Annotated in this window: 18 protein-coding genes; 15 read left to right on the top strand and 3 right to left on the bottom strand. The window is 63.8% G+C overall.

Annotated features, from left to right (window positions below):
* The first annotated feature begins 342 nt into the window (after window positions 1-342).
* Both ligA and def read left to right on the top strand, forming a co-directional pair.
* Window positions 343-2,394 (top strand): NAD-dependent DNA ligase LigA, encoded by a 2,052-nt coding sequence (gene ligA / locus FNZ07_RS24755; RefSeq protein ID WP_091013885.1) that lies wholly within the window; start codon window positions 343-345, stop codon window positions 2,392-2,394.
* Window positions 2,391-2,924 (top strand): peptide deformylase, encoded by a 534-nt coding sequence (gene def, locus FNZ07_RS24750; RefSeq protein ID WP_091013882.1) that lies wholly within the window; start codon window positions 2,391-2,393, stop codon window positions 2,922-2,924. The genes ligA and def overlap by 4 nt, the downstream gene beginning before the upstream one ends.
* 106 nt (window positions 2,925-3,030) lie before the next feature.
* On the opposite strand, the gene FNZ07_RS24745 is transcribed toward def, so the two are convergent.
* Genes FNZ07_RS24745 through map form a run of 3 tightly spaced genes read right to left on the bottom strand, consistent with a single transcriptional unit; the run spans window position 3,031 to window position 8,371 of the window.
* Window positions 3,031-4,944 carry a pseudouridine synthase gene (locus tag FNZ07_RS24745; RefSeq protein WP_091013878.1) on the bottom strand — a complete coding sequence of 638 codons (1,914 nt, stop codon included), beginning with the start codon at window positions 4,942-4,944 and terminating at the stop codon, window positions 3,031-3,033.
* A 6-nt stretch (window positions 4,945-4,950) separates the two neighbouring features.
* Window positions 4,951-7,530 carry a [protein-PII] uridylyltransferase gene (locus tag FNZ07_RS24740; protein WP_091013875.1) on the bottom strand — a complete coding sequence of 860 codons (2,580 nt, stop codon included), beginning with the start codon at window positions 7,528-7,530 and terminating at the stop codon, window positions 4,951-4,953.
* 31 nt (window positions 7,531-7,561) lie between these two features.
* The gene (gene map / locus FNZ07_RS24735) at window positions 7,562-8,371 is read right to left on the bottom strand and encodes a type I methionyl aminopeptidase (protein WP_091013870.1); all 810 of its coding nucleotides are present in this window, start codon (window positions 8,369-8,371) and stop codon (window positions 7,562-7,564) included.
* A gap of 504 nt (window positions 8,372-8,875) precedes the next feature.
* On the opposite strand from map, the gene rpsB reads away from it, so the two are divergent.
* From rpsB to lpxA, 13 genes are all read left to right on the top strand, one after another.
* A complete protein-coding gene (gene rpsB, locus FNZ07_RS24730; RefSeq protein ID WP_091013867.1) occupies window positions 8,876-9,628 on the top strand; it encodes a 30S ribosomal protein S2 in 753 nt (250 codons plus the stop codon).
* A 172-nt stretch (window positions 9,629-9,800) separates the two neighbouring features.
* Complete coding sequence (tsf, locus tag FNZ07_RS24725; RefSeq protein WP_091013864.1) at window positions 9,801-10,682, top strand: translation elongation factor Ts; 882 nt, start codon at window positions 9,801-9,803, stop codon at window positions 10,680-10,682.
* 240 nt (window positions 10,683-10,922) lie between these two features.
* Window positions 10,923-11,636, top strand: coding sequence for a UMP kinase (gene pyrH / locus FNZ07_RS24720; protein ID WP_091013860.1), 714 nt, complete (start codon window positions 10,923-10,925; stop codon window positions 11,634-11,636).
* 98 nt (window positions 11,637-11,734) lie between these two features.
* The gene (gene frr, locus FNZ07_RS24715; RefSeq protein WP_091013856.1) at window positions 11,735-12,295 is read left to right on the top strand and encodes a ribosome recycling factor; all 561 of its coding nucleotides are present in this window, start codon (window positions 11,735-11,737) and stop codon (window positions 12,293-12,295) included.
* Window positions 12,296-12,358: 63 nt separating this feature from the next.
* The gene (gene uppS / locus FNZ07_RS24710) at window positions 12,359-13,141 is read left to right on the top strand and encodes a polyprenyl diphosphate synthase (RefSeq protein WP_091013851.1); all 783 of its coding nucleotides are present in this window, start codon (window positions 12,359-12,361) and stop codon (window positions 13,139-13,141) included.
* Window positions 13,135-13,968 (top strand): phosphatidate cytidylyltransferase, encoded by an 834-nt coding sequence (locus tag FNZ07_RS24705; protein WP_091013846.1) that lies wholly within the window; start codon window positions 13,135-13,137, stop codon window positions 13,966-13,968. Before uppS ends, FNZ07_RS24705 begins: the two co-directional genes overlap by 7 nt.
* 10 nt (window positions 13,969-13,978) lie before the next feature.
* Window positions 13,979-15,199 carry a 1-deoxy-D-xylulose-5-phosphate reductoisomerase gene (locus FNZ07_RS24700; protein WP_091013843.1) on the top strand — a complete coding sequence of 407 codons (1,221 nt, stop codon included), beginning with the start codon at window positions 13,979-13,981 and terminating at the stop codon, window positions 15,197-15,199.
* A gap of 7 nt (window positions 15,200-15,206) precedes the next feature.
* The gene (rseP, locus tag FNZ07_RS24695) at window positions 15,207-16,595 is read left to right on the top strand and encodes an RIP metalloprotease RseP (protein WP_091013838.1); all 1,389 of its coding nucleotides are present in this window, start codon (window positions 15,207-15,209) and stop codon (window positions 16,593-16,595) included.
* A 67-nt stretch (window positions 16,596-16,662) separates the two neighbouring features.
* On the top strand, window positions 16,663-18,966 hold the full coding sequence (bamA, locus tag FNZ07_RS24690) for an outer membrane protein assembly factor BamA (protein ID WP_091013829.1): 2,304 nt from the start codon (window positions 16,663-16,665) through the stop codon (window positions 18,964-18,966).
* Window positions 18,967-19,012: 46 nt separating this feature from the next.
* On the top strand, window positions 19,013-19,567 hold the full coding sequence (locus FNZ07_RS24685) for an OmpH/Skp family outer membrane protein (protein WP_177228302.1): 555 nt from the start codon (window positions 19,013-19,015) through the stop codon (window positions 19,565-19,567).
* A 29-nt stretch (window positions 19,568-19,596) separates the two neighbouring features.
* A complete protein-coding gene (gene lpxD, locus FNZ07_RS24680) occupies window positions 19,597-20,676 on the top strand; it encodes a UDP-3-O-(3-hydroxymyristoyl)glucosamine N-acyltransferase (protein WP_091013825.1) in 1,080 nt (359 codons plus the stop codon).
* A gap of 108 nt (window positions 20,677-20,784) precedes the next feature.
* Complete coding sequence (fabZ, locus tag FNZ07_RS24675) at window positions 20,785-21,252, top strand: 3-hydroxyacyl-ACP dehydratase FabZ (RefSeq protein ID WP_091013822.1); 468 nt, start codon at window positions 20,785-20,787, stop codon at window positions 21,250-21,252.
* 100 nt (window positions 21,253-21,352) lie between these two features.
* The gene (gene lpxA / locus FNZ07_RS24670) at window positions 21,353-22,141 is read left to right on the top strand and encodes an acyl-ACP--UDP-N-acetylglucosamine O-acyltransferase (RefSeq protein ID WP_091013818.1); all 789 of its coding nucleotides are present in this window, start codon (window positions 21,353-21,355) and stop codon (window positions 22,139-22,141) included.
* Window positions 22,142-22,143: the final 2 nt, after the last annotated feature.

The raw sequence follows: 22,143 nt of genomic DNA, 5'->3' as shown, positions 1-22,143 counted from the left end.
GTAAGGGTGTTCCATGTTTACTTCACACCCCGCGCGCGACCGGCTTGACCGCTTTCGCTTCCCGATAGTGTTCTGATACCGCACGGCTTCGCCTTGTGGGTCCGTGCGTCAGCGGCCTCGCCGCTGTCCATCGGTTCAAGGCCGATCCTGCCTTCCACGTGCATGTTTTCGCCGTGCCGACCGCGGCAACCGCGCTGACGCACGAAGCCGCTTCACTTCGTACCAGTATCGACTGCCCGTGCGTATCCGCGCACACTTTGGCACACCCATTCGGCCGATGTCACGGCCCGTGCTTCCTGCGATAATCTGACGTCTGAATTCCACCTGCGAACCATCCACAGCATGGCCCGAACCAGCGTCTCCAAACCGGCATCCAGTGGCCCGTCCGAACGGGTCGCGTGGCTGCGCGCAGAGCTCGAGCGCGCGAATCACGCGTACTACGTGCTCGATCAACCTGAATTGCCGGACGCGGAATACGACCGGCTTTTTAAGGAGCTACAGCAGATCGAGTCCGAGCACCCCGATCTGGTCACGCCCGAATCGCCCACCCAGCGGGTCGGCGGCGAAGCGGCGCGGGGTTTCGAGCCGGTCGTGCACACGCAGCCGATGCTGTCGCTCAACAACGGTTTTGCCGACGAAGACATCGTCGCGTTCGACCGGCGCGTTGGCGATGCGCTCGGCCACACGCCGGTCGGCTACGCGTGCGAACTGAAGTTCGACGGGCTTGCCATTTCGCTGCGTTATGTCGACGGCCGTTTCGTGCAGGCCTCGACGCGCGGCGACGGTGCGACTGGCGAAGACGTCACCGAAAACATCCGCACGGTTCGCTCGATTCCGCTCACGCTCAAGGGCCCGCGCATCCCGAAGGTGCTCGACGTGCGCGGCGAAGTGCTGATGTTCAAGCGCGACTTCGAGCGTCTCAACGCGCGGCAGCGCGAAGCGGAACAGCGCGAATTCGCGAACCCGCGCAACGCGGCGGCCGGCAGTTTGCGGCAGCTCGATTCGCGTATCACGGCGCAGCGTCCGCTGTCGTTCTTCGCGTACGGAATCGGTGTGCTCGAAGGCTTCGAGATGCCCGGCACGCACAGTGAGCTGCTCGACTGGTATGCAGAGCTGGGGCTGCCGGTGAACAACGAGCGGGCGGTGGTCGAAGGGGCGGATGGATTGCTCGCGTTCTTTCACGCAGTCGGCGAGAAGCGCGAGCGGCTGCCGTATGACATCGATGGCGTGGTGTACAAGGTGAACCGCCGCGACGAGCAGGACAAGCTCGGCTTCGTGTCGCGGGCGCCGCGCTTTGCGCTGGCACACAAATTCCCGGCTCAGGAAGCACTGACGAAGCTGCTCGCCATCGACGTGCAGGTCGGCCGCACTGGCGCGATCACACCGGTGGCGCGGCTGGAGCCGGTGTTCGTCGGCGGGGCGACGGTGACCAACGCCACGCTGCACAACGAAGACGAAGTGCGTCGCAAGGACATCCGCATCGGCGACACGGTGATCGTGCGGCGCGCCGGCGACGTGATTCCCGAAGTGGTTAGCGCGCTGCTCGACCGCCGTCCCGCGGACGCACGCGAATTCGTGATGCCGACCGTGTGCCCGGTGTGCGGTTCGGCGATCGAGCGGCTGCCGGACGAGGCGATTGCGCGCTGCACCGGCGGCCTCTTCTGTCCGGCGCAGCGCAAGCAGGCGCTCTGGCATTTCGCGGCGCGGCGCGCTCTCGATATCGATGGGCTCGGCGAAAAGATCATCGACCAGCTGGTCGAACAGAACCTCGTGCGTACCCCTGCGGACCTGTTCAATCTGGGCTTCGCGACGCTGTCCGCGCTCGATCGCTTCGCGGACAAGTCGGCGCAGAATCTGCTCGATTCGCTCGACAAAGCGAAGCACACCACGCTCGCGCGCTTCATTTACGCGCTCGGTATTCGCCATGTGGGCGAATCGACTGCGAAAGACCTTGCAAAACATTTCGGCTCGCTCGATCCGATCATGAACGCATCGGTTGAAGAGCTGCTGGAAGTGAACGATGTCGGGCCGGTGGTAGCCGAAGCGCTGCATCAGTTCTTCGCCGAAGAGCACAACCGCACCGTGATCGAACAACTGCGTGCACCGGGCCGCGTCACGTGGGAGGAAGGACCGCCCGCGCCGAAGGCGCCGCAAGGTGTGCTCGCCGGCAAGACCGTGGTGTTGACCGGGACCTTGCCGAACCTGTCGCGCGAGGACGCGAAGGAGATGCTCGAAGCGGCGGGCGCGAAGGTGGCCGGTTCGGTATCGAAGAAAACCGATTATGTGGTGGCCGGCGCCGAAGCGGGCAGCAAGCTCGCGAAAGCCGAGGAACTCGGCATCACGGTGCTGGACGAAGATGGTATGCGCACGCTCCTGGAGGGGCACTCAACATGATTCGCGAAATTCTCAAGATGGGCGACCCGCGGCTGCTCCGCATCGCCGCCGCCGTCGATCATTTCGACACCCCCGAGCTGCATGAACTCGTGAAGGACATGTTCGAGACGATGCACGATGCGAACGGCGCCGGACTTGCGGCGCCGCAGATCGGCGTCGATCTGCAGGTGGTGATCTTCGGTTTCGGTCACAACGAGCGTTATCCGGATGCGCCGCCGGTGCCGGAAACGGTGCTGATCAACCCAACCATTACACCGGTGTCGCAGGACATGGAAGAGGGCTGGGAGGGCTGCCTGTCGGTGCCGGGCATGCGCGGCGCGGTGAGCCGTTTTTCGATGATCCGTTATCACGGCTTCGACCAGTTCGGCACACCGATCGATCGGGTCGCGGAAGGCTTTCATGCACGCGTCGTGCAGCACGAATGCGATCACCTGATCGGCAAGCTGTACCCGATGCGTATCACCGATTTCTCGAAGTTCGGTTTCACCGAAATCCTGTTCCCCGATCTCGATCCGAATAGCGACGATTGATTGCTTCGGTTGAGCGCGGCGAACTGCGCATGCGTTAAAAAGCCCACGTTTTCGTGGGCTTTTTAACGTCGGGCCTTTCCTGGATTGAGTCCCTGGGCGATGCGCGTCAGAACAACTCGTCGGCGCTCAGATAGCGCCATTGCCCTTGCGGCAGTGCGCCCAGCATCACCTTGCCGATGCGCACCCGCTTCAATCCGACAACCCGTAGCCCGACGGCTTCGCACATGTGGCGGATCTGCCGCTTCTTGCCCTCATTCAGGACGAAACGAAGCTGCTCGCTGTTCTGCCAGGTGACCTTCGCGGGTTTGAGCGGCACGTCGTCGAGGGACAGGCCGTGACACAGTAGCGCGAGGCTCTCGGGAGGGAAGTGTTGATCGACGTCGGTTTCGATGTCGCCGTAGGCGACCCGGACCAGATACTCCTTGTCGACCTCGGAATGCCCGCCGATCAACTGCTTCGCGACCCGACCATCCTGGGTCAGCACGAGCAGTCCGGTCGAATCGATGTCGAGCCGTCCGGCCGGTGCCAGCGTCCGCAGATGTGAGGGCGAGAACTGGGTACCCGAATGGTCGCCTTCCCAGCGGTTGGCCGGCGTGACCAGCGCGACCGCGGGTTCGTAGCCGTCTTCCGCCTGCCCCGATACATAGCCGACCGGCTTGTGTATGAGGATCGTGACCTGCTTTGCCTGCATGGCCTGTGCGGCAGGATCGATGTCGATGCGTTGATCGGGGCGGACCTTCGTACCCAACGTGTCGATCACCACGCCGTCGACCGTTACCCAGCCTTTCTCGATCCACTCGTCGGCCTCGCGGCGCGAGCACATGCCGAGTTCGGACATCAGCTTCGACAGACGCAGCGTGCCGGGTTCGTCGTCGCGTTCGCGCGCTGGCCTGAAGGGCTTGGGGTCATCCGCGCGTTTGGCGCGCCTCGAGCGTTGATCGTCGAGCTTCGGGCCGGGATAGGGGCTGTTGTGCTCGTCAGCGGTGCGACGTGCGGCCGGGCGGGCCGGACGGGTGTCCTCGGCCGGCCGGGTAGTGCGGCCTTCGTATCCGCCCTTGATGGGTTGTGCGATGCGACGTTCCTTGCGCTCGGGGGCGCTGTCGCGTCCGGTTTCGCGTTTCTCGCCTGATCTGAAGACGGGCCGCTCGCTACGGTCGCTCGAAGCTGCGCGCGGGCCACGTTCGGTGGGGACGCGACGGTCGCTCGCGTCGCGGTCCGGGCGCGGCGCACCGCGTTCGCCCGTGAAACGTGCCGGTCGTGCCGCGTCGCGATTGCGCGGCGCGTCCGGGTTGCCGTCGCGTGGCGCACGTACTCCGCCAGTGCGACGCGGTTCGCTGTCGAAGCGCCGGGCCGGGCCGTCGCCACGCGGACGCTCGCCGTCAGCACGGCGTGATGGGCCATCACCGCGGGTACGTTCACCGTCGAAACGTCGCGCCGGACCATCGCCGCGCGGGCGGTCGCCATCGGCACGTCGGGTCGGGCCGTCGCCACGTGGACGTTCGCCGTCGAAACGTCGCGCCGGACTATCTCCACGCGGACGTTCACCATCCGCACGACGTGCCGGGCCATCACCACGTGTACGTTCACCGTCGAAACGACGTGCCGGGCCATCACCACGCGAACGTTCGCCATCAGCACGACGTGCTGGGCCATCACCACGCCCACGCTCGCCGTCAAAGCGTCGAGGTTCGCCCTCGGCGCGGCGGGGCGGCCGCTCGGACGGCGCACGCCGCGCGTCGGATCTAACGCCACCCGCGTCGGACGCCGGCTTGCGCCGCTCACCAGTAACAGTGGCGAACTTGCCCGCCGGACGCTTCTCAGCACCGGCCGAACCGGTCCGCGCTGCACCCGCCCGCGGCGGCTTACCCGCGCCACCAGATCCAGCAGACCCCGCGCCCCCCGCAGATTTACCCGCACCCGCCCCGCGCACAGGCTTCCGCGCAGACGTACTACCGGTGCGCACAGGGGCGCGTTCGGACGAAGCCGGCCGCGGATGCTTGGCTGTTAATTTGACTCGCATGAAATCTCACACTGCGATCGCGCGCAGCAGCTCGGTCTCGACCTGAATTTGCAGGCGGTTGTCCGACAGGCCGCGTCCGTCCAGCAGAAACACGTCCTCGACGCGTTCGCCGAGCGTATTGATCCGCGCCGCATGGACGCCGACCCGGTGCTCAGCCAGCACACGCGCGATCGAATAAAGAAGGCCTGGCCGGTCGTTGGCCGACACGGACAGGATGTAGTACTGGCCGCGCTCGTCGGCCCGCAGGTCGACGCGCGGCGTCACAGGGAACGTGCGCGAGAGCCGCGACAGACGGCCCTTCGACGGTTCCGGCAGCAGCGTGCCGTCGGCGGTCAGCCGGGCGGCGAGCTCCTGCTCCACGAGATTCGCGATGTCGCGATAGTGCACGTCCCGTTCGGTGTGCGCAACGAGGAAGTTATCGAGTGCGTAGCCGTGTTTCGTCGTGCTGACCCGCGCATCGAGCACCGACAGCCCGTTGCGGTCGAAATACGCGCAGATGCCGGCGAACAGATCGGGACGATCCTGCACATAGACGAGCACCTGCAACGCTTCGCCGATCGGCCATGGACGCGCCCGAACGATCGGCGTCGGCGTGTTGACGTGGCGATGCAGCACGCGCGTTTGCCACGCGATATCGGCGGCATCGTGGCGCAGGAAATAACCGACGTCGAGTTGATCCCACAGCGCGCTATGCGCGTGCTCGGGCACGGTTTCGAGCCGCAGCAGTGCGAGCGCCTCTTCCTGACGGGACTTCAGCTCCGAGTGCGCATCGGGCTGCGCGCCACCGAGCACGTTCAGCGTCGTGCGATAAAGGTCTTCGAGCAGCTTGCCTTTCCACGTGTTCCAGACCTTCGGACTGGTGCCGCGGATATCGGCAACCGTCAGCAGATACAGCGCTGTCAGGCGCCGCTCGCTGTGGACCAGTTCGGCGAAGCGCTTGATGACCTCGGGGTCGCTCGTGTCCTGCTTCTGGGCAAACTGGCTCATCGTCAGGTGATGCTCGACCAGCCAGACGACGAGCGCCGTATCGTCGGCTTCGATGCCGTGCTCGCGGCAAAAACGCCGGGCGTCGGCCATGCCGAGCTTCGAGTGATCGCCACCGCGGCCCTTCGCGATGTCGTGGAACAGCGCCGCGACATACAGCACCCACGGCCGCTCGAAGTTGGCGATCAGCTGGCTGCAGAACGGATATTCGTGCGCGTGTTCGGCGACCGCGAAGCGGCGCAGGTTGCGCAGCACCATCAGGATGTGCTGATCGACGGTGTACACGTGATACAGGTCGTGCTGCATCTGCCCGACGATGCGGCGGAAATTCAGCAGGTAGCGCCCGAGCACGCTCGTCTGGTTCATCAGCCGCAGCGCGTGCGTGATGCCTTCAGGCTGCTGGAGGATTTCCATGAACATGCGACGGTTTTCGGGGTCGCGGCGCCAGTGCCGGTCCATCGTGTCGCGCGCGTTGTAGAGCGCGCGCAGCGTGCGCGCGGACAGCCCTTTGACGCCGCGAATCTTCTCGTACAGCAGGAACGCTTCGAGAATCGCATGCGGTTCGCGCTCGAAGACATCGTCGCCGGCAATCTCCAGCATGCCTTGCTTCTCGACGAAATGGTCCGAGAGCACACGCGTGATGCCGCTCGTATCCGGAAACAGCTGCGCCTCGATGTTCTGGATCAGGATCGTCGCCAACTGCGTGACGGCTTTCGCTGCCCAGTAGTAGCGGCGCATCAAATGTTCGCTGGCGCGTTTCGCGTCGGTGGCCTTGTGCCCGAAGCTTTCGGCGACCGCGATCTGCAGGTCGAAAACGAGAATGTCCTGGCGCCGCCCGGCGATCACATGCAGCCGCGCGCGCAGCGTCTTCAGGAAGCTCTCGTTGCGACGCAGTCCGCGTGCTTCGCGCTCGGTGATCAGGCCGCGTGCATCGAGTTCGCGCCAGCTGCTGCCGAAGCCCGCCGCCTGCGTAACCCAGAGGATCAGTTGCAGATCGCGCAGGCCGCCGGGGCTTTCCTTGATGTTCGGTTCGAGCGAGTAGGGCGTGTCCTGGAATTTCGCGTGGCGCTGACGCATTTCCAGCACCTTCGCCTGAAAGAAGGCGCGCGGATCGAGCGCCTCGCGATAGTGCACGGCGAACCCCTCGAACAGCGATGTGCTGCCCACAATTCGACGTGCTTCGAGCAGCGAGGTCCGCACGGTGATGTCGTTGGCGGCTTCTTCGAGACATTGCTCGACGGTGCGCACACTGCTGCCGAGTTCGAGCCCGAGATCCCACGCAAGTCCAATGAAGCGCTCGAGCCGTGTTTCAAGCTGCGGATTCGGCCCGTCGGGCAGCAGCACCAGAATGTCGATGTCGGAAAACGGCGCGAGTTCGCCACGTCCATAACCGCCGACGGCCAGCAGCGTCAGCGTAGGCGGCAGTCCACACGCATCCCAGGCGCCGCGCAGCGCGGTATCGGTGAGACGCGCGAGCGAGCGCATTAGCGTATCGACGTTACCGGCGGTCCTGAAGCGCTCCAGCAGCGCGGCCTTCGCTATCTTGTAGTCCGCCTTGAGCGACGTAGCACTGAAAAGAGGCACAACCTGGACGCTACTCATGGGCACGCGGCGGACAAGGGAAACGAAAAGCTCAGGCGGTAGCGGCGCTGAGCGCCGGCCGGGCGGGCGTACCGGCGGAGACGGTCAGCACGTCGTGCCCCGTTTCCGTGACGAGGATGGTGTGCTCCCACTGTGCGGACAGGCTGCGGTCTTTGGTCTTGACGGTCCACTGGTCGGGCATGGTGCGGATATCGCGGCGGCCGGCGTTGATCATCGGTTCGATCGTGAAGATCATGCCGGTCTGCAATTCGAGGCCCGTGCCGGGGCGGCCGTAGTGCAGGATTTGCGGATCTTCGTGGAACACAGTGCCGATGCCGTGGCCGCAGTACTCGCGCACCACGCTATAGCCCTGCGCCTCCGCGTGCCGCTGGATCGCGTAGCCGATGTCGCCGAGATGCGCGCCCGGGCGCACCTGCTCGATGCCGAGCCACATGCATTCGAAGGTGGTCTGGACAAGCCGCTTCGCGAGAATCGACCCTTCACCGACGATGAACATCCGGCTGGTATCGCCGAAATAACCGTTCTTGATCACCGTGATGTCGATGTTCAGCGCGTCGCCGTTCTTGAGCGTCTTCTCGCCTGGGATGCCGTGGCAGATCACGTCGTTGACGGAAATGCAGGTGGCTTTCGGGTACGGCGGGTAGCCCGGCGGCTGATAGTTGAGCGGGGCGGGCACCGTACCCTGTACGTTCAGCATGTATTCGTGGCACAGCCGGTCGAGTTCGCCGGTCGTGATGCCGGGCTTGACGAAAGGCGTGATGTAGTCGAGCACCTCGCTCCCGAGGCGGCATGCAACGCGCATTTGCGCGATATCGTGTTCGTTTTTGATCGTAATAGCCATGGGATGGGCCTGAAATGCGTCTATTGGGCGAATTATCGCACCATATTGAGGGTGCCGCTGGCTTTTGAGACGACCCGGAGCCGCCTTGGAGGCCAGCGGACGGGGCTGTGGCGCCCCGGTTTGCGCCGAAACGCGTGCCCGGAGGTGCAACCGGCGGCTTAAGCCATGTGCTACCAGGTATCCATCGGACCCATTGAGTCAGGCGATAGTCACATGCTATAATCGCGGGCTACGTCGTTCCTGATTTGTTAGATACCGGTTTGTGTGCGGTGTTGGGCGAATTCAGGAGGACTGGTTCTCGCGGCGGGCGCTTCCTGCGTCGCGACGATCCTCGAGGTGCTTGCCTATGTAATAAGTACGGGCGCCTCGAGCAAGCAGGAAGCGAAGCAGCAAACTCGCAAGCCGGCGCACCCAGGGTGTCCGCAGCGTCAGGTCTTCACAAAGGTGAGGGCGGCGCGGTGGATGCGGCAGCCGGCTTAAGACCCAACCCTTGCGGAGATTTACATGGCAGTCACCATGCGTCAAATGCTGGAAGCCGGTGTCCACTTTGGTCACCAGACGCGCTTCTGGAACCCCAAAATGGCCCCGTTCATTTTCGGCCATCGCAACAAGATTCACATCATCAACCTCGAAAAGACGCTGCCGATGTACAACGACGCGCTGAAGTACGTGCGTCAACTGGCAGCGAACCGCGGCACGATCCTGTTCGTCGGTACGAAGCGTCAATCGCGCGACACGATGGCTGAAGAAGCGCTGCGCGCTGGTATGCCGTATGTCAACGCACGCTGGCTCGGCGGCATGCTGACCAACTTCAAGACGCTGAAAGTATCGATCAAGCGCCTGAAGGACATGGAAGCGGCTGTCGAATCCGGCGAAACCGAACGCATGAGCAAGAAGGAAGCGCTGCTGTTCGAACGCGAAATCCAGAAGCTGCAAAAGTCGATCGGCGGCGTGAAGGACATGGGCGGCATTCCGGACGCGATCTTCGTGGTCGACGTCGGTTACCACAAGATTGCCGTTACCGAAGCGAACAAGCTCGGTGTGCCGGTCATCGCAGTGGTCGACACGAACCACTCGCCGGAAGGCATCGACTACGTGATCCCGGGTAACGACGACGCCAGCAAGGCTGTTGCCCTGTACACGGCAGGCGTGGCCGACGCGATCCTCGAAGGCCGTGCGAACTCGGTCAACGAAGTGGTCCAGGCCGCACGCGGCGACGACGGCGACGAGTTCGTCGAGGTCAACGCGGAAGCGTAAGCGACCCCGTGACCGGCCAAAAAGGGGGCTTTCTACAGGCCCCCTTTTTTTAAGCCGTAGCGTTTAGCAGGACCATCGCCGGCGCGTAAAAAAATGCGCCGCGCGGAAACGAATTCTTGCTGTCGGCATCGAATGCGGACGGCGTGTGAAAGACAGACCCAAGGAGCGAATGATGGCGGCAATTACCGCAAGCATGGTTGCAGAACTGCGCGCGAAGACCGATGCGCCGATGATGGAATGCAAGAAGGCGCTGACGGAAGCTGACGGCGATATGGAACGTGCCGAAGAACTGCTGCGTGTGAAGCTCGGCAACAAGGCGAGCAAGGCAGCATCGCGCGTGACGGCAGAAGGCGTGATCGCCTCGTTCCTCGGCGACAACGCGGGCGCGATCGTCGAACTGAACTGCGAAACCGACTTCGTTTCGAAGAACGATGATTTCCTCGCGTTCTCGAAGACTGTCGCTGAACTGATCGCGAAGCAAAACCCGGCTGACGTGGCTGCGCTCGCCGCGCTGCCGCTCGACGGCCAGACCGTCGACGCCGTGCGCCTCGCACTAGTCGGCAAGATCGGTGAAAACCTGTCGATCCGCCGTTTCGCGCGCTTCGCAACGTCGAACAAGCTGGCAGCGTACCTGCACGGCACGCGTATCGGCGTGCTGGTCGAGTACACCGGCGCGGACGAGCAGGTCGGCAAGGACGTCGCGATGCACATCGCCGCGATGAAGCCGGTTTCGCTGTCGGCCGACGAAGTGCCGGCGGACCTGATCGCGAAGGAACGCAGCATCGCAGAACAGAAGGCCGCCGAATCCGGCAAGCCGGCTGAAATCGTCGCGAAGATGGTCGACGGCAGCGTGCAGAAGTATCTGAAGGAAGTCTCGCTGCTGAACCAGCCGTTCGTGAAGAACGACAAACAGACAATCGAGCAGATGCTGAAGGCTGGCGGCGCGTCGGTGCAGAAGTTCGCACTGTTCGTGGTCGGCGAGGGCATCGAGAAGCGCCAGGACGATTTCGCTGCCGAAGTGGCCGCGCAAGTGGCTGCTGCAAAGCAACAGTAAGCGTTGGAGGTTGGCGCGGCACCATGCTGCGCCAGCACGTTGTATCGTTGGACCCGCGGCGGGGCACAAGCCCGCCGCGGCCTGAAGTGCCGCAAGGCTGTCCGCGGGTCGACCCTCGCGCCGCAGCCGCCCCGCACGGGCCTCGCAGGCCGTCAATTTGGCGGCCCTTGCCCGAACCGGCATTTCACCCCTACATTAGTCCCTTGTTGTTGCCCTGTTCCGCGCGATCTGGATACCCCTATGCCCACTGCCTACAAACGCGTTCTCCTCAAACTCTCCGGTGAAGCTCTGATGGGCGAGGATGCTTTCGGCATCAATCGCGCAACGATCGAAGGCATGGTGGCGGACGTGGCCGAGGTAGTGCGGCTGGGCACGCAGCTCGCGGTCGTGATCGGCGGCGGCAATATTTTCCGCGGTGTGGCGGGCGGCGCGGCCGGTATGGACCGTGCGACGGCCGACTACATGGGGATGCTCGCTACCATGATGAACGCGCTCGCGCTGCAGGATGCGATGCGTCACGCGGGCATCGAAGCGCGTGTGCAGTCCGCGCTGCGCATGGACCAGGTGGTCGAGCCGTACATTCGCCCGCGGGCAATACGCCAGCTTGAGGAAGGCAAGGTCGTGATCTTCGCGGCCGGTACCGGCAACCCGTTTTTCACGACCGACACCGCAGCGGCTTTGCGCGGTTCGGAAATCGGCGCGGAAGTCGTGCTGAAGGCGACCAAGGTCGATGGCGTCTATTCGGCTGATCCGAAGAAAGACCCGAGCGCGACGCGCTACACGACGATCAGCTTCGACGAAGCGATCGGCCGCAACCTGCAGGTGATGGACGCGACGGCCTTTGCGCTGTGCCGCGACCAGAAGCTGCCGATCCGCGTGTTCTCGATTCTCAAGCCGGGCGCGCTCAAACGTATCGTGCAGGGCGAGGACGAGGGCACCCTCGTCCACGTGTAAACTCCCTGTCAGAAAATGTGGGTTCGAACGCGGGCCCGGGTCGCCGCTTTACGCGCGCTGGCTGGCCCGCACCGTTTTGAAGGTTCGGAGGTTTAAATATGTCTGTAGCTGACGTCAAGAAGGGCGCTGAGCAGAAAATGCTGCGCTCGATCGATGCATTCAAGAACGATCTGTCAAAGATCCGCACGGGCCGTGCGCATACGGGCCTGCTCGATCACATCCAGGTCGATTACTACGGCTCGCCGGTGCCGATCTCGCAGGTCGCGAACATGACGCTCGTGGACGCGCGCACGATCGGCGTGCAGCCGTGGGAAAAGAAGATGGTGCAGGTGGTCGAGAAGGCGATCCGCGAATCGGATCTGGGCCTGAACCCGGCTACCTCGGGCGACCAGATCCGCGTACCGATGCCCGCGCTCACCGAAGAGCGCCGCCGCGAACTGACGAAGGTCGTCAAGAGCGAAGCCGAGACGGCCAAGATCGCGGTGCGCAACCTGCGGCGCGATGCCAACGAGCAACTGAAGAAGCTCGTGAAAGACAAGGATATCTCCGAGGACGACGAGCGCCGCGCCAGCGACGACGTCCAGAAGCTGACGGACAAGTTCGTCACGGAGATCGACAAGCTCGTGCAAACGAAAGAAGCCGAGATCATGACGGTGTGATGCCTCAGGCATCGGCACCTTCAAGGTCCACTCTTCTTCATTGCAGCCATTGCTCCGACGGCCATGACCTATACCAGCTCAACCGTGCGCGTGCCTGACGTCGCAGCGGTGCCGCGACATATCGCGATCATCATGGACGGTAACGGCCGCTGGGCGACGCAGCGTCGCCTGCCGCGCGTGGCGGGCCATACGCGCGGCGTCGATGCGGTGCGCGCCACCGTTGAAGCGTGTGCGCGGCAAGGCGTCGAATACCTGACGCTGTTCGCGTTCAGCTCGGAGAACTGGCGGCGTCCTACGGATGAAGTCTCGTTCCTGATGCGCCTCTTCGTCACCGCGCTCGAACGCGAAGTCGGCAAGCTGCATGCGAACGGTATTCGCCTGCGTGTGGTCGGCGACCTGTCGATGTTCGACCGGCGCATCCAGGACCTGATCCGCCGCGCGGAAACCAAGACCGCGCGCAATACGCGTCTCACGCTGACCATCGCGGCGAATTACGGCGGTCGCTGGGACATCATGCAGGCGACGCGCAAGCTCGCCGAGCAATCGGCGGTCGCGGGCCACGCCGTCGAGGTGACCGAGGAATCGTTTGCCGAACATCTGGCGATGGCGTACGCGCCCGAGCCCGACCTGTTCATCCGCACCGGCGGCGAGCAACGCGTCAGCAACTTCCTGCTGTGGCAGCTCGCCTACACCGAGTTCTATTTCACCGATACCTTCTGGCCGGACTTCGACGCCGACGCCCTCGGCCATGCCATCGCTTCCTATACGGAACGCGAGCGCCGCTTCGGCCGCACGAGCGCCCAGCTTGAGCCGCAATCGCAAAACGCCGACTCGCTTCCATGCTAAAGACCCGTGTCATCACGGCGATTGTCCTGCTCGCAGTGTTCCTGCCGGTCACGCTGTTTGCGCCGGTGGGCGCGTTCGGCGCGCTGATCGCCTTCGTCGTCGTGTTCGCCGCGTGGGAATGGGCGCGTCTGCTCAAGGTGGGCGGCGCCGGACCAGTGGTCTATGCGCTCGTGACGGCGGCCGCGCTTGTCGCGAGTACGCGTCTTGGGACCGGCATGCAGTTGCCCCGACCGCTCTTCCAGGCGGCAGGCGTATTCTGGGTGCTGGCCGGGCCGTTCGTGTTGTTACGCAAGCCCACGCTCGCGCAAGGCGCATGGCGTCTGTTTCTGTTCGTCGCGGGGATCGTGGCGTTCGTTGCCTGCTGGCATGCGCTCGTTGCCGCTCGCATGGCCGGCGTACCGTTTGTTCTGTCCCTGCTGCTTTTGGTATGGCTCGCCGACATTGGCGCATACTTCGCGGGGAAAGCGTTTGGTCGCCGTAAGCTTGCTCCCACGATCAGTCCCGGCAAGAGCTGGGAAGGTGCAATCGGCGGCTGGGTGACGGTGATGATCGTGGCCGGCGTGGCGATTGCGCTGCACGCATTCGAACCCACGCTGTATTCCGCGTTGTTCGCGCAGTTCGGTGCAGTACGCACCATCGCGACGTTGACCGTGCTGGTCGCGTTCAGCGTGATCGGCGACCTGTTCGAATCGCTGCTGAAGCGCCAGGCCGGCGTGAAAGATTCAAGTGGCCTGCTGCCGGGACATGGTGGCGTGCTCGACCGCATCGACGCATTGTTGCCGGTGCTGCCGCTCGCCATGCTGCTGTTGCCGCCGACGCTCGGCTAGAGAAAGAGACATGCACAAACGATTAACTTTGCTCGGTTCCACGGGCTCGATTGGAGACAGCACGCTCGACGTCGTCGCGCGTCATCCCGAGCGCTTCTCGATCTACGCGCTGAGCGCGCATCGCAACGGCGACAAGCTCGTCGAGCAATGCCTGCGCTTTAGCCCCGAAGTGGCGGTGGTCGGCGACGCCGATACTGCCGCGCAGGTTGCGGCGAAGCTGCGGGCCGCCGGTTGCAAGACCGAGGTGACGTTCGGCGCGCAGGCGCTCGTCGACGTGTCGGAAAATGCCGCCTGCGATACGGTGGTGGCGGCGATCGTCGGCGCAGCCGGCCTTGCTCCTACGCTGGCGGCGGCGCGCGCCGGCAAACGCATCCTGCTCGCGAACAAGGAAGCGCTGGTGATGTCCGGCGCGATCTTCATGGACGCGGTGCGCGACCACGGCGCGGTCCTGCTGCCGGTCGACAGCGAACACAACGCGATTTTCCAGTGTCTGCCGCGCGAAGCCGCGCTGCACGGCGGCGTCTCGAAGATCCTTCTGACCGCGTCGGGTGGTCCGTTCCGCACGCGCGAACCGTCGACGCTCGTCGACGTCACCCCCGACGAAGCCTGCAAGCACCCGAACTGGGTGATGGGCCGCAAGATCTCCGTCGATTCAGCCACGATGATGAACAAGGGCCTCGAAGTGATCGAGGCGCACTGGCTGTTCGGCCTGCCGGGCGAACGGATCGAGGTGCTGATCCATCCGCAGAGCGTGATCCATTCGCTGGTGTCGTATGCGGACGGTTCGGTGCTCGCGCAGCTCGGCAACCCCGACATGCGTACGCCGATCGCGCACGCGCTGGCCTTTCCGGAGCGCGTCGATTCCGGCGTCGCGCCGCTCGACCTCGTGCAGGTCGCGTCGCTGTCGTTCGAGAAACCCGATTACGCACGTTTCCCGTGTCTGGCGCTCGCCATGAAGGCGCTTGCCGAGGGCGGCGTCGCGAGCGCCGCGTTGAACGCGGCGAACGAAGTTGCGGTGGAAGCGTTCCTCGCGCGCAAGATCGGCTTCATGGCGATTGCGCAGATCGTCGACGCCGTGCTGAATGCGCTGCCTAACCGCAGCGCCGGCAGCCTCGACGATGTGCTTGAGGCCGACGCCGCGGCGCGCCGTGCAGCGGCCGGTTTTGTCGCCGGTGCCTACAGTACAGGCGGCACAAGCAGCACCGGTCGCACGGAACGCGTGGCCCAGTGAGCCGACCATGAACCTGCTGATCGAACTCCTTGCCTTCGTGGTGGCGATCGGTGTGCTCGTCGTCGTACACGAGTTCGGCCATTACAGCGTCGCGCGTCTGTGCGGCGTGAAAGTACTGCGCTTCTCGATTGGTTTCGGCAAGCCGCTCGTGCAATGGGTCAGCGGTAAGACCGGTACGCAGTGGACGATCGCCGCGTTGCCGCTGGGCGGCTACGTGAAGATGCTCGACGAGCGTGAAGAGGGTGTACCCATCCCCACCGCCGAGCTGCCGCACGCCTTCAACCGTCAGTCGGTCGGCAAACGGATCGCGATCGTCGCGGCCGGTCCGATCGCCAATTTCCTGCTCGCTATCGTGCTGTTCGCCGTGGTCTTTGCGACGGGCGTAACCGAGCCGGCGGCGATTGTCGCGACTCCGGCTCCGGATACCGTCGCGGCGCGCGCGGGCTTCGATGGCGGCGAAACGGTCGTGGCGGTGCGCGAAGGCGACGCGGGCGAGTCCGAACCGGTGCGCTCATGGTCCGATCTGCGCTGGAAGCTGCTCGGAGCGGCCTTCGACCACCGTCGCGTGGTACTGAGCGCGAAGGACGGCCGCGGCACCTTCGATTTCCCCGTCGACCTGCGCAGCGTGTCGGACAAGGACGTCGACGACGATTTCATGTCGCGGCTTGGTTTCGAGCCGGGCGGTGGGACGTTGTCCGTGGCCGGTGTCGAGGCGGGCAGCGCGGCTCAACAGGCCGGATTGCAGCCGGGCGACAGGCTGCGCGCGATCGACGGCAAGCAGGCCGACAACGCCAGCACCTTCATCGCGGCCATCAAGGCACATGCGGGCAAGCCGGTCACTCTGCGGGTCGAACGCGGCGCCGAGAGACAGCAGCCCGGCACGCTCGAGAATATCGTGATCGTGCCCGCGGCCCGGCGCGACGAGACGACGGGCCAGGATGTCGGCCGCATCGGCGCCGAACTGGCCACCCAGGTGCCGTCGCTCGAAGTCCGTTACGGTCCGCTCGAAAGCATGCAACTGGGCGCGCGCCGCACGTGGGACCTCAGTGTTTACTCGCTGCGGATGTTCGGCCGGATGATCGTCGGCGAGGCCTCGCTGAAGAATCTGTCGGGCCCGGTGACGATTGCGGATTACGCAGGCAAGAGCGCGCGACTCGGTCCGTCGGCCTTTTTATCGTTCCTCGCGCTCGTCAGTATTAGTCTCGGCGTGCTCAACCTGTTACCAATTCCGGTTTTGGACGGGGGGCATCTGTTATATTATTTGGTTGAAGCTGTAACCGGCAAGGTTGTATCCGATCGCTGGCAGCTCGTTCTGCAGAGAGCGGGACTCGCCTGCATCGTCGCATTGTCGGCGATTGCGCTTTTCAACGATCTGGCTCGTTTAATCCATTTTTAAAGTGTCCGGCGGCGTTCACGATGACGACCGTCTGACCTGATGCAGCTATACACACTGGGGAAGCACGTTGTTTAAACCTCATCGCTTGGTACCTAAGACTGTTGTAGCCGCGGCATTCGCCGCGCATGGGCTGGTGGCTCACGCGACGACACCATTCGTGGTGCAGGACATCCGGATCGAGGGGCTGCAACGCGTCGAAGCCGGCACGGTGTTCTCATATCTGCCGATCAAGCAAGGCGATACATTCAGCGACGACAAGGCTTCCGAAGCGATCCGCGCGCTGTACGCGACGGGTTTCTTCAACGACGTCAAGATCGCGACCGAAGGCAACGTCGTGATCGTGCAGGTGCAGGAACGTCCTGCCATCGGCACGATCGACTTCTCCGGCATCCACGAATTCGACAAGGACAACCTGACCAAGGCGCTGCGCGCGGTCGGTTTGTCGCAAGGTCGTTACTACGACAAGGCGCTCGTCGACAAGGCCGAGCAGGAACTGAAGCGCCAGTACCTGACGCGCGGCTACTACGCAGCCGAAGTCACGACCACGGTCACGCCGATCGACCGTAATCGCGTGTCGCTGCTGTTCTCGGTGATCGAAGGGCCGAGCGCGAAGATCCGCCAGATCAACTTCATCGGTAACAAGGCGTTCAGCACGAGCACGCTGCGCGACGAGATGCAGCAGTCCACACCGAACTGGTTCTCGTGGTACACGAAGAACGATCTGTACTCGAAGGAAAAGCTCACCGGCGACCTCGAAAACATCCGCTCGTACTACCTGAATCGCGGCTATCTCGAGTTCAACATCGACTCGACGCAGGTTTCGATTTCGCCGGACAAGAAGGACATGTACCTGACGGTGACGCTGCACGAAGGCGAGCCGTACACGATTTCGAGCATCAAGCTGGGCGGTAACCTGCTGGACCGCGAGGCGGAGCTCACCAAGCTGATCAAGATCAAACCGGGCGATCGCTTCTCGGCCGAAAAACTGCAGGCCACGACGAAGACGATCGTCGACAAGCTCGGCGAGTACGGTTATGCGTTCGCCACCGTGAACGCGTTGCCGCAGATCGATCAGGAGCATCACAAGGTCGACCTCACGCTGCAGGTCGATCCGAGCCGCCGCGTGTATGTGCGGCGCATCAACGTGGTCGGCAACACGCGCACGCGCGACGAAGTCGTGCGCCGCGAAATGCGCCAGCTCGAAAGCTCGTGGTTCGATTCGAACCGGCTCGCGCTGTCGAAGGACCGGATCAACCGTCTCGGCTACTTCACCGACGTCGACGTCACGACGATCCCGGTGGAAGGCACGCCCGACCAGGTCGACGTGGACGTCAAGGTGACCGAGAAGCCAACCGGCGCGATTACGCTGGGCGCGGGCTTTTCGTCGACGGACAAGGTCGTGCTGTCGGCGGGGGTGTCGCAGGACAACGTGTTCGGTTCGGGTACGAGCCTGTCGGTCAACGTCAACACCGCCAAGACGTACCGTACGCTGACGGTCACCCAGGTCGACCCGTACTTCACGGTGGACGGCATCAAGCGGATCACCGACGTCTACTACCGCACGTATCAGCCGCTGTACTACTCGACCAATTCGAGCTTCCGCATCGTGACGGTGGGTGGCGACCTGAAGTTCGGTATTCCGTTTTCGGAAGTCGACACGGTGTACTTCGGCGCGGGCCTCGAGCAGAACACGCTCGACGTCGATTCGGCCACGCCGCAAAGCTACATCGACTACGTGAACAACTTCGGCCGCGTGTCGAACAACGTACCGCTCACTGTAGGCTGGTCGCGCGATGCGCGCGATAGCGCGCTCGTGCCGAGCCGCGGCTACTTCACGCAGGCGAACGCCGAATACGGCACGCCGGCAGGGCGTACGCAATACTACAAGGCCGACGTTCAGGCGCAGTACTATTACTCGTTCGCACGCGGTTTCGTGCTCGGCCTGAACCTGCAGGGCGGCTACGGTAACGGGCTCGCCGGCAAGCCATATCCGATTTTCAAGAATTACTACGCGGGCGGTATCGGTTCGGTGCGGGGTTACGAGCCAAGCTCGCTGGGTCCGCGCGACGCGACGACGGGAGACCCGATCGGCGGTAACGAGATGGTGGTCGGCAATATCGAGTTGACGTTCCCGCTGCCGGGCACGGGCTACGACCGTACGCTGCGCGTTTTCACGTTCCTCGATGGCGGTAACGTCTGGGGTAACGAGGGCAACAGCGTCGGGGCGAACGGTCTGCGTTACGGCTACGGTGTCGGTCTGGCGTGGATCTCGCCGATCGGACCGTTGAAGCTGAGTCTCGGCTTCCCGCTGCAGAAGCACACCGGCGACCAGTATCAGAAATTCCAGTTCCAGATCGGGACAGCATTCTGATGAAGCAGGACGGAATCGGGCTCTTTACGGTATCGAGAGGATGACTTTGCAAACCGGTATGTTTTCGAAACGTGTGGCGTGCGCCTGGGTGCTGGCGATGACGATGACCTTGGGGGCGGGGATTGCGCACGCTCAGGTCGCGAGGATCGCCGCGGTCAATTCGGATCGCATCCTGCGCGAGTCCGCGCCGGCCAAGGCGGCGCAGGTCAAGCTCGAGGCCGAGTTCGCGAAGCGCGACAAGGACCTGCAGGACATGGCGCAGAAACTGAAGAGCCTGTCCGATTCGCTCGACAAGAACGGCGCGTCGCTGTCGGCTCTCGATCGCGCGCAGAAGCAGCGCGACATCTCGCAGCTCGACACCGATTTCCAGCGCAAGCAGCGCGAATTCCGTGAAGACCTGAACCAGCGCCGCAACGAAGAACTCGCGGCAGTACTCGATCGCGCGAACAAGGTGATCAAGCAGATCGCCGAGCAGCAGCACTACGATCTGATCGTGCAGGAAGCGGTGTATGTCAGTCCGAGCATCGACATCACCGACCAGGTGCTGAAGGCACTGGCGGCGGCATCCGGCAACGGGGCGAGTGGTTCGTCGTCGAACTGAGCCCACTGAACAGCAGGAGCAGCATACGCATGGCATTTACGCTCGCGGACATCGTTGGGCAGTTCGGCGGTGAAGTCGTCGGCGACGCTTCGCACCGGGTCGGCAGTCTTGCGCCGCTCGATCAGGCCGCTCCTGACCAACTGGCGTTCCTCGCGAACCCGAAGTATCTGTCGCAGGTCGAGAGCACGCGCGCGGGCGCCGTGCTGATCAATGCCGACGATCTGGCGAAACTCGCATCGCGCGAGAGCCGCAACTTCATCGTCACACCGAATCCCTACGCGTATTTCGCGCGTATCGCCCAGACCTTCATCGATCTCGCCGCACCGAAGCCGGTGCCCGGTGTGCATCCGGGCGCAACCGTCGACCCATCGGCGCAGATCGCGGCGAGCGCAGTGATCGGGCCGAACGTGACCGTCGAAGCCGGCGTGGTGATCGGCGAACGGGTCCGGCTCGATGCGAACGTATTTGTTGGGCGCGGCACGCAGATCGGCGCGGATGTGCATCTGTACCCGAACGTGACCGTGTACCACGGCTGCAAGCTCGGCGAGCGTGTCATCGTGCACGCCGGCGCAGTGATCGGCTCGGACGGCTTTGGCTTTGCTCCCGACTTCGTGGGCGAAGGCGACGCGCGTACCGGCAACTGGGTCAAGATTCCGCAGGTGGGCGGCGTGTCGATCGGGCCGGACGTCGAAATCGGCGCCAACACGACGATCGACCGCGGCGCGATGGCCGATACAGTGATCGAAGAGTGCGTGAAGATCGATAATCTCGTGCAGATCGGCCACAACTGCAAGGTCGGCGCTTACACGGTAATCGCCGGCTGTGCGGGGATTGCTGGCAGCACGACGATTGGCCGGCACTGCATGATCGGTGGCGCGGTCGGCATTGCGGGCCACGTCACGCTGGCCGATTACGTGATCGTCACCGCGAAATCGGGCGTGTCGAAATCGCTGCTGAAACCCGGCATGTACACGAGCGCGTTCCCGGCCGTCGATCACGCCGACTGGAACCGGAGTGCTGCCATAATGCGCAACCTCGACAAGCTGCGAGACCGCATCAAGGCGCTCGAAGCGGCCACGGCCGCGCAGGCCTCAACGGACAAGGCGTAAAGCCATGCGGCGGCTGGAACAGGAGACCGGCCGCAGCTTGTGTGACCAACCTCCCTGCACCAGCATCCGCAGTCATCGTCGCGCGATCCACGCGTGAGCAGAAACACCATGAGCACCGAAAAAATCAATCTCGACATCCACAAGATTCTCACGCTACTGCCGCACCGTTATCCGATCCTGCTGGTGGACCGGGTGCTCGAACTCGAGCCGCACAAGAGCATCAAGGCGCTGAAGAACGTGACGATCAACGAGCCGTACTTCACGGGGCACTTTCCGAAGCGTCCGGTGATGCCGGGCGTGCTCATCCTCGAAGCGCTGGCCCAGACGGCCGCGCTTCTGACGTTCTCGGAAGAGCCGCACGATCCCGAGAGCACGCTGTATCTGTTCGTCGGCATCGACAACGCGCGCTTCAAGCGCATCGTCGAACCGGGCGACCAGCTGATGCTGCACGCGTCGCTCGAGCGGCACATGCGCGGCATCTGGAAGTTCAAGGCGCGCGCGGAAGTGGACGGCGCAGTGGCGGCGGAAGCCGACCTGATGTGCGCGGTCCGGCAGTCGGATAGCGACAGTCAGTAATTTCGTTGTCGATGCCGGCAGGCGGATGCCGCCGGCGCGAGAAGCGGCAGTGCGGCATGGCGGCTTCGAGACAACCCAACGGCAACAGTAGCGAGGACGCATGAGCAGGATTCATCCCACTGCGATCGTCGAGCCCGGTGCAACGATCGACGAAACGGTCGAAGTCGGACCCTATGCGATCGTCGGCGCTCACGTGACGATTGGCGCACGCACGACGATCGGTTCGCATAGCGTGATCGAAGGTCATACGACGATCGGCGAGGACAACCGCATCGGCCACTATGCATCGGTCGGCGGACGGCCGCAGGACATGAAGTACAAGGACGAGCCGACACGGCTCGAGATCGGCCACCGCAACACGATCCGCGAATTCACGACGATCCACACGGGCACCGTGCAGGACGGCGGCGTGACGACGCTCGGCGACGACAACTGGATCATGGCGTATGTGCACATCGGTCACGACTGTCACGTCGGCAGCAACGTGATCCTGTCGAGCAATGCGCAGATGGCCGGACACGTGACGATCGGCGATTTCGCGATCATCGGTGGCATGTCGGGCGTGCACCAGTTCGTGCGGATCGGCGCGCATTCAATGTTGGGGGGTGCCTCGGCGCTCGTGCAGGACGTCCCGCCGTTCGTGATCGCCGCGGGCAACAAGGCGGAGCCGCACGGCATCAACGTCGAAGGGCTGCGTCGCCGCGGTTTCTCGGCCGATGCGATCTCCGCGCTGCGCACGGCGTACCGCGTGCTGTACAAGAACGGCCTGTCGCTCGAAGAGGCGAAAGTGCAGTTGCGCGAACTCGCATCGGCAGGCGGTGACGGCGACGAAGCGGTGAAGGCGTTTGCCGACTTCGTCGAAGTCTCGCAACGCGGCATCATCCGCTAGGC

It is taken from the genome of Paraburkholderia megapolitana (genome assembly GCF_007556815.1).
Taxonomy (GTDB): Bacteria; Pseudomonadota; Gammaproteobacteria; order Burkholderiales; family Burkholderiaceae; genus Paraburkholderia; species Paraburkholderia megapolitana.
This window is presented reverse-complemented; position numbering and strand designations above follow the sequence as displayed.

Excerpts from the sequence above, each read along its gene's own strand:
- ligA (WP_091013885.1), top strand. The coding sequence starts at position 343 with ATGGCCCGAACCAGCGTCTCCAAACCGGCATCCAGTGGCCCGTCCGAA.
- def (WP_091013882.1), top strand. The coding sequence starts at position 2,391 with ATGATTCGCGAAATTCTCAAGATGGGCGACCCGCGGCTGCTCCGCATC.
- FNZ07_RS24745 (WP_091013878.1), bottom strand. The coding sequence starts at position 4,944 with ATGCGAGTCAAATTAACAGCCAAGCATCCGCGGCCGGCTTCGTCCGAA.
- FNZ07_RS24740 (WP_091013875.1), bottom strand. The coding sequence starts at position 7,530 with ATGAGTAGCGTCCAGGTTGTGCCTCTTTTCAGTGCTACGTCGCTCAAG.
- map (WP_091013870.1), bottom strand. The coding sequence starts at position 8,371 with ATGGCTATTACGATCAAAAACGAACACGATATCGCGCAAATGCGCGTT.
- rpsB (WP_091013867.1), top strand. The coding sequence starts at position 8,876 with ATGGCAGTCACCATGCGTCAAATGCTGGAAGCCGGTGTCCACTTTGGT.
- tsf (WP_091013864.1), top strand. The coding sequence starts at position 9,801 with ATGGCGGCAATTACCGCAAGCATGGTTGCAGAACTGCGCGCGAAGACC.
- pyrH (WP_091013860.1), top strand. The coding sequence starts at position 10,923 with ATGCCCACTGCCTACAAACGCGTTCTCCTCAAACTCTCCGGTGAAGCT.
- frr (WP_091013856.1), top strand. The coding sequence starts at position 11,735 with ATGTCTGTAGCTGACGTCAAGAAGGGCGCTGAGCAGAAAATGCTGCGC.
- uppS (WP_091013851.1), top strand. The coding sequence starts at position 12,359 with ATGACCTATACCAGCTCAACCGTGCGCGTGCCTGACGTCGCAGCGGTG.
- FNZ07_RS24705 (WP_091013846.1), top strand. The coding sequence starts at position 13,135 with ATGCTAAAGACCCGTGTCATCACGGCGATTGTCCTGCTCGCAGTGTTC.
- FNZ07_RS24700 (WP_091013843.1), top strand. The coding sequence starts at position 13,979 with ATGCACAAACGATTAACTTTGCTCGGTTCCACGGGCTCGATTGGAGAC.
- rseP (WP_091013838.1), top strand. The coding sequence starts at position 15,207 with ATGAACCTGCTGATCGAACTCCTTGCCTTCGTGGTGGCGATCGGTGTG.
- lpxD (WP_091013825.1), top strand. The coding sequence starts at position 19,597 with ATGGCATTTACGCTCGCGGACATCGTTGGGCAGTTCGGCGGTGAAGTC.
- fabZ (WP_091013822.1), top strand. The coding sequence starts at position 20,785 with ATGAGCACCGAAAAAATCAATCTCGACATCCACAAGATTCTCACGCTA.
- lpxA (WP_091013818.1), top strand. The coding sequence starts at position 21,353 with ATGAGCAGGATTCATCCCACTGCGATCGTCGAGCCCGGTGCAACGATC.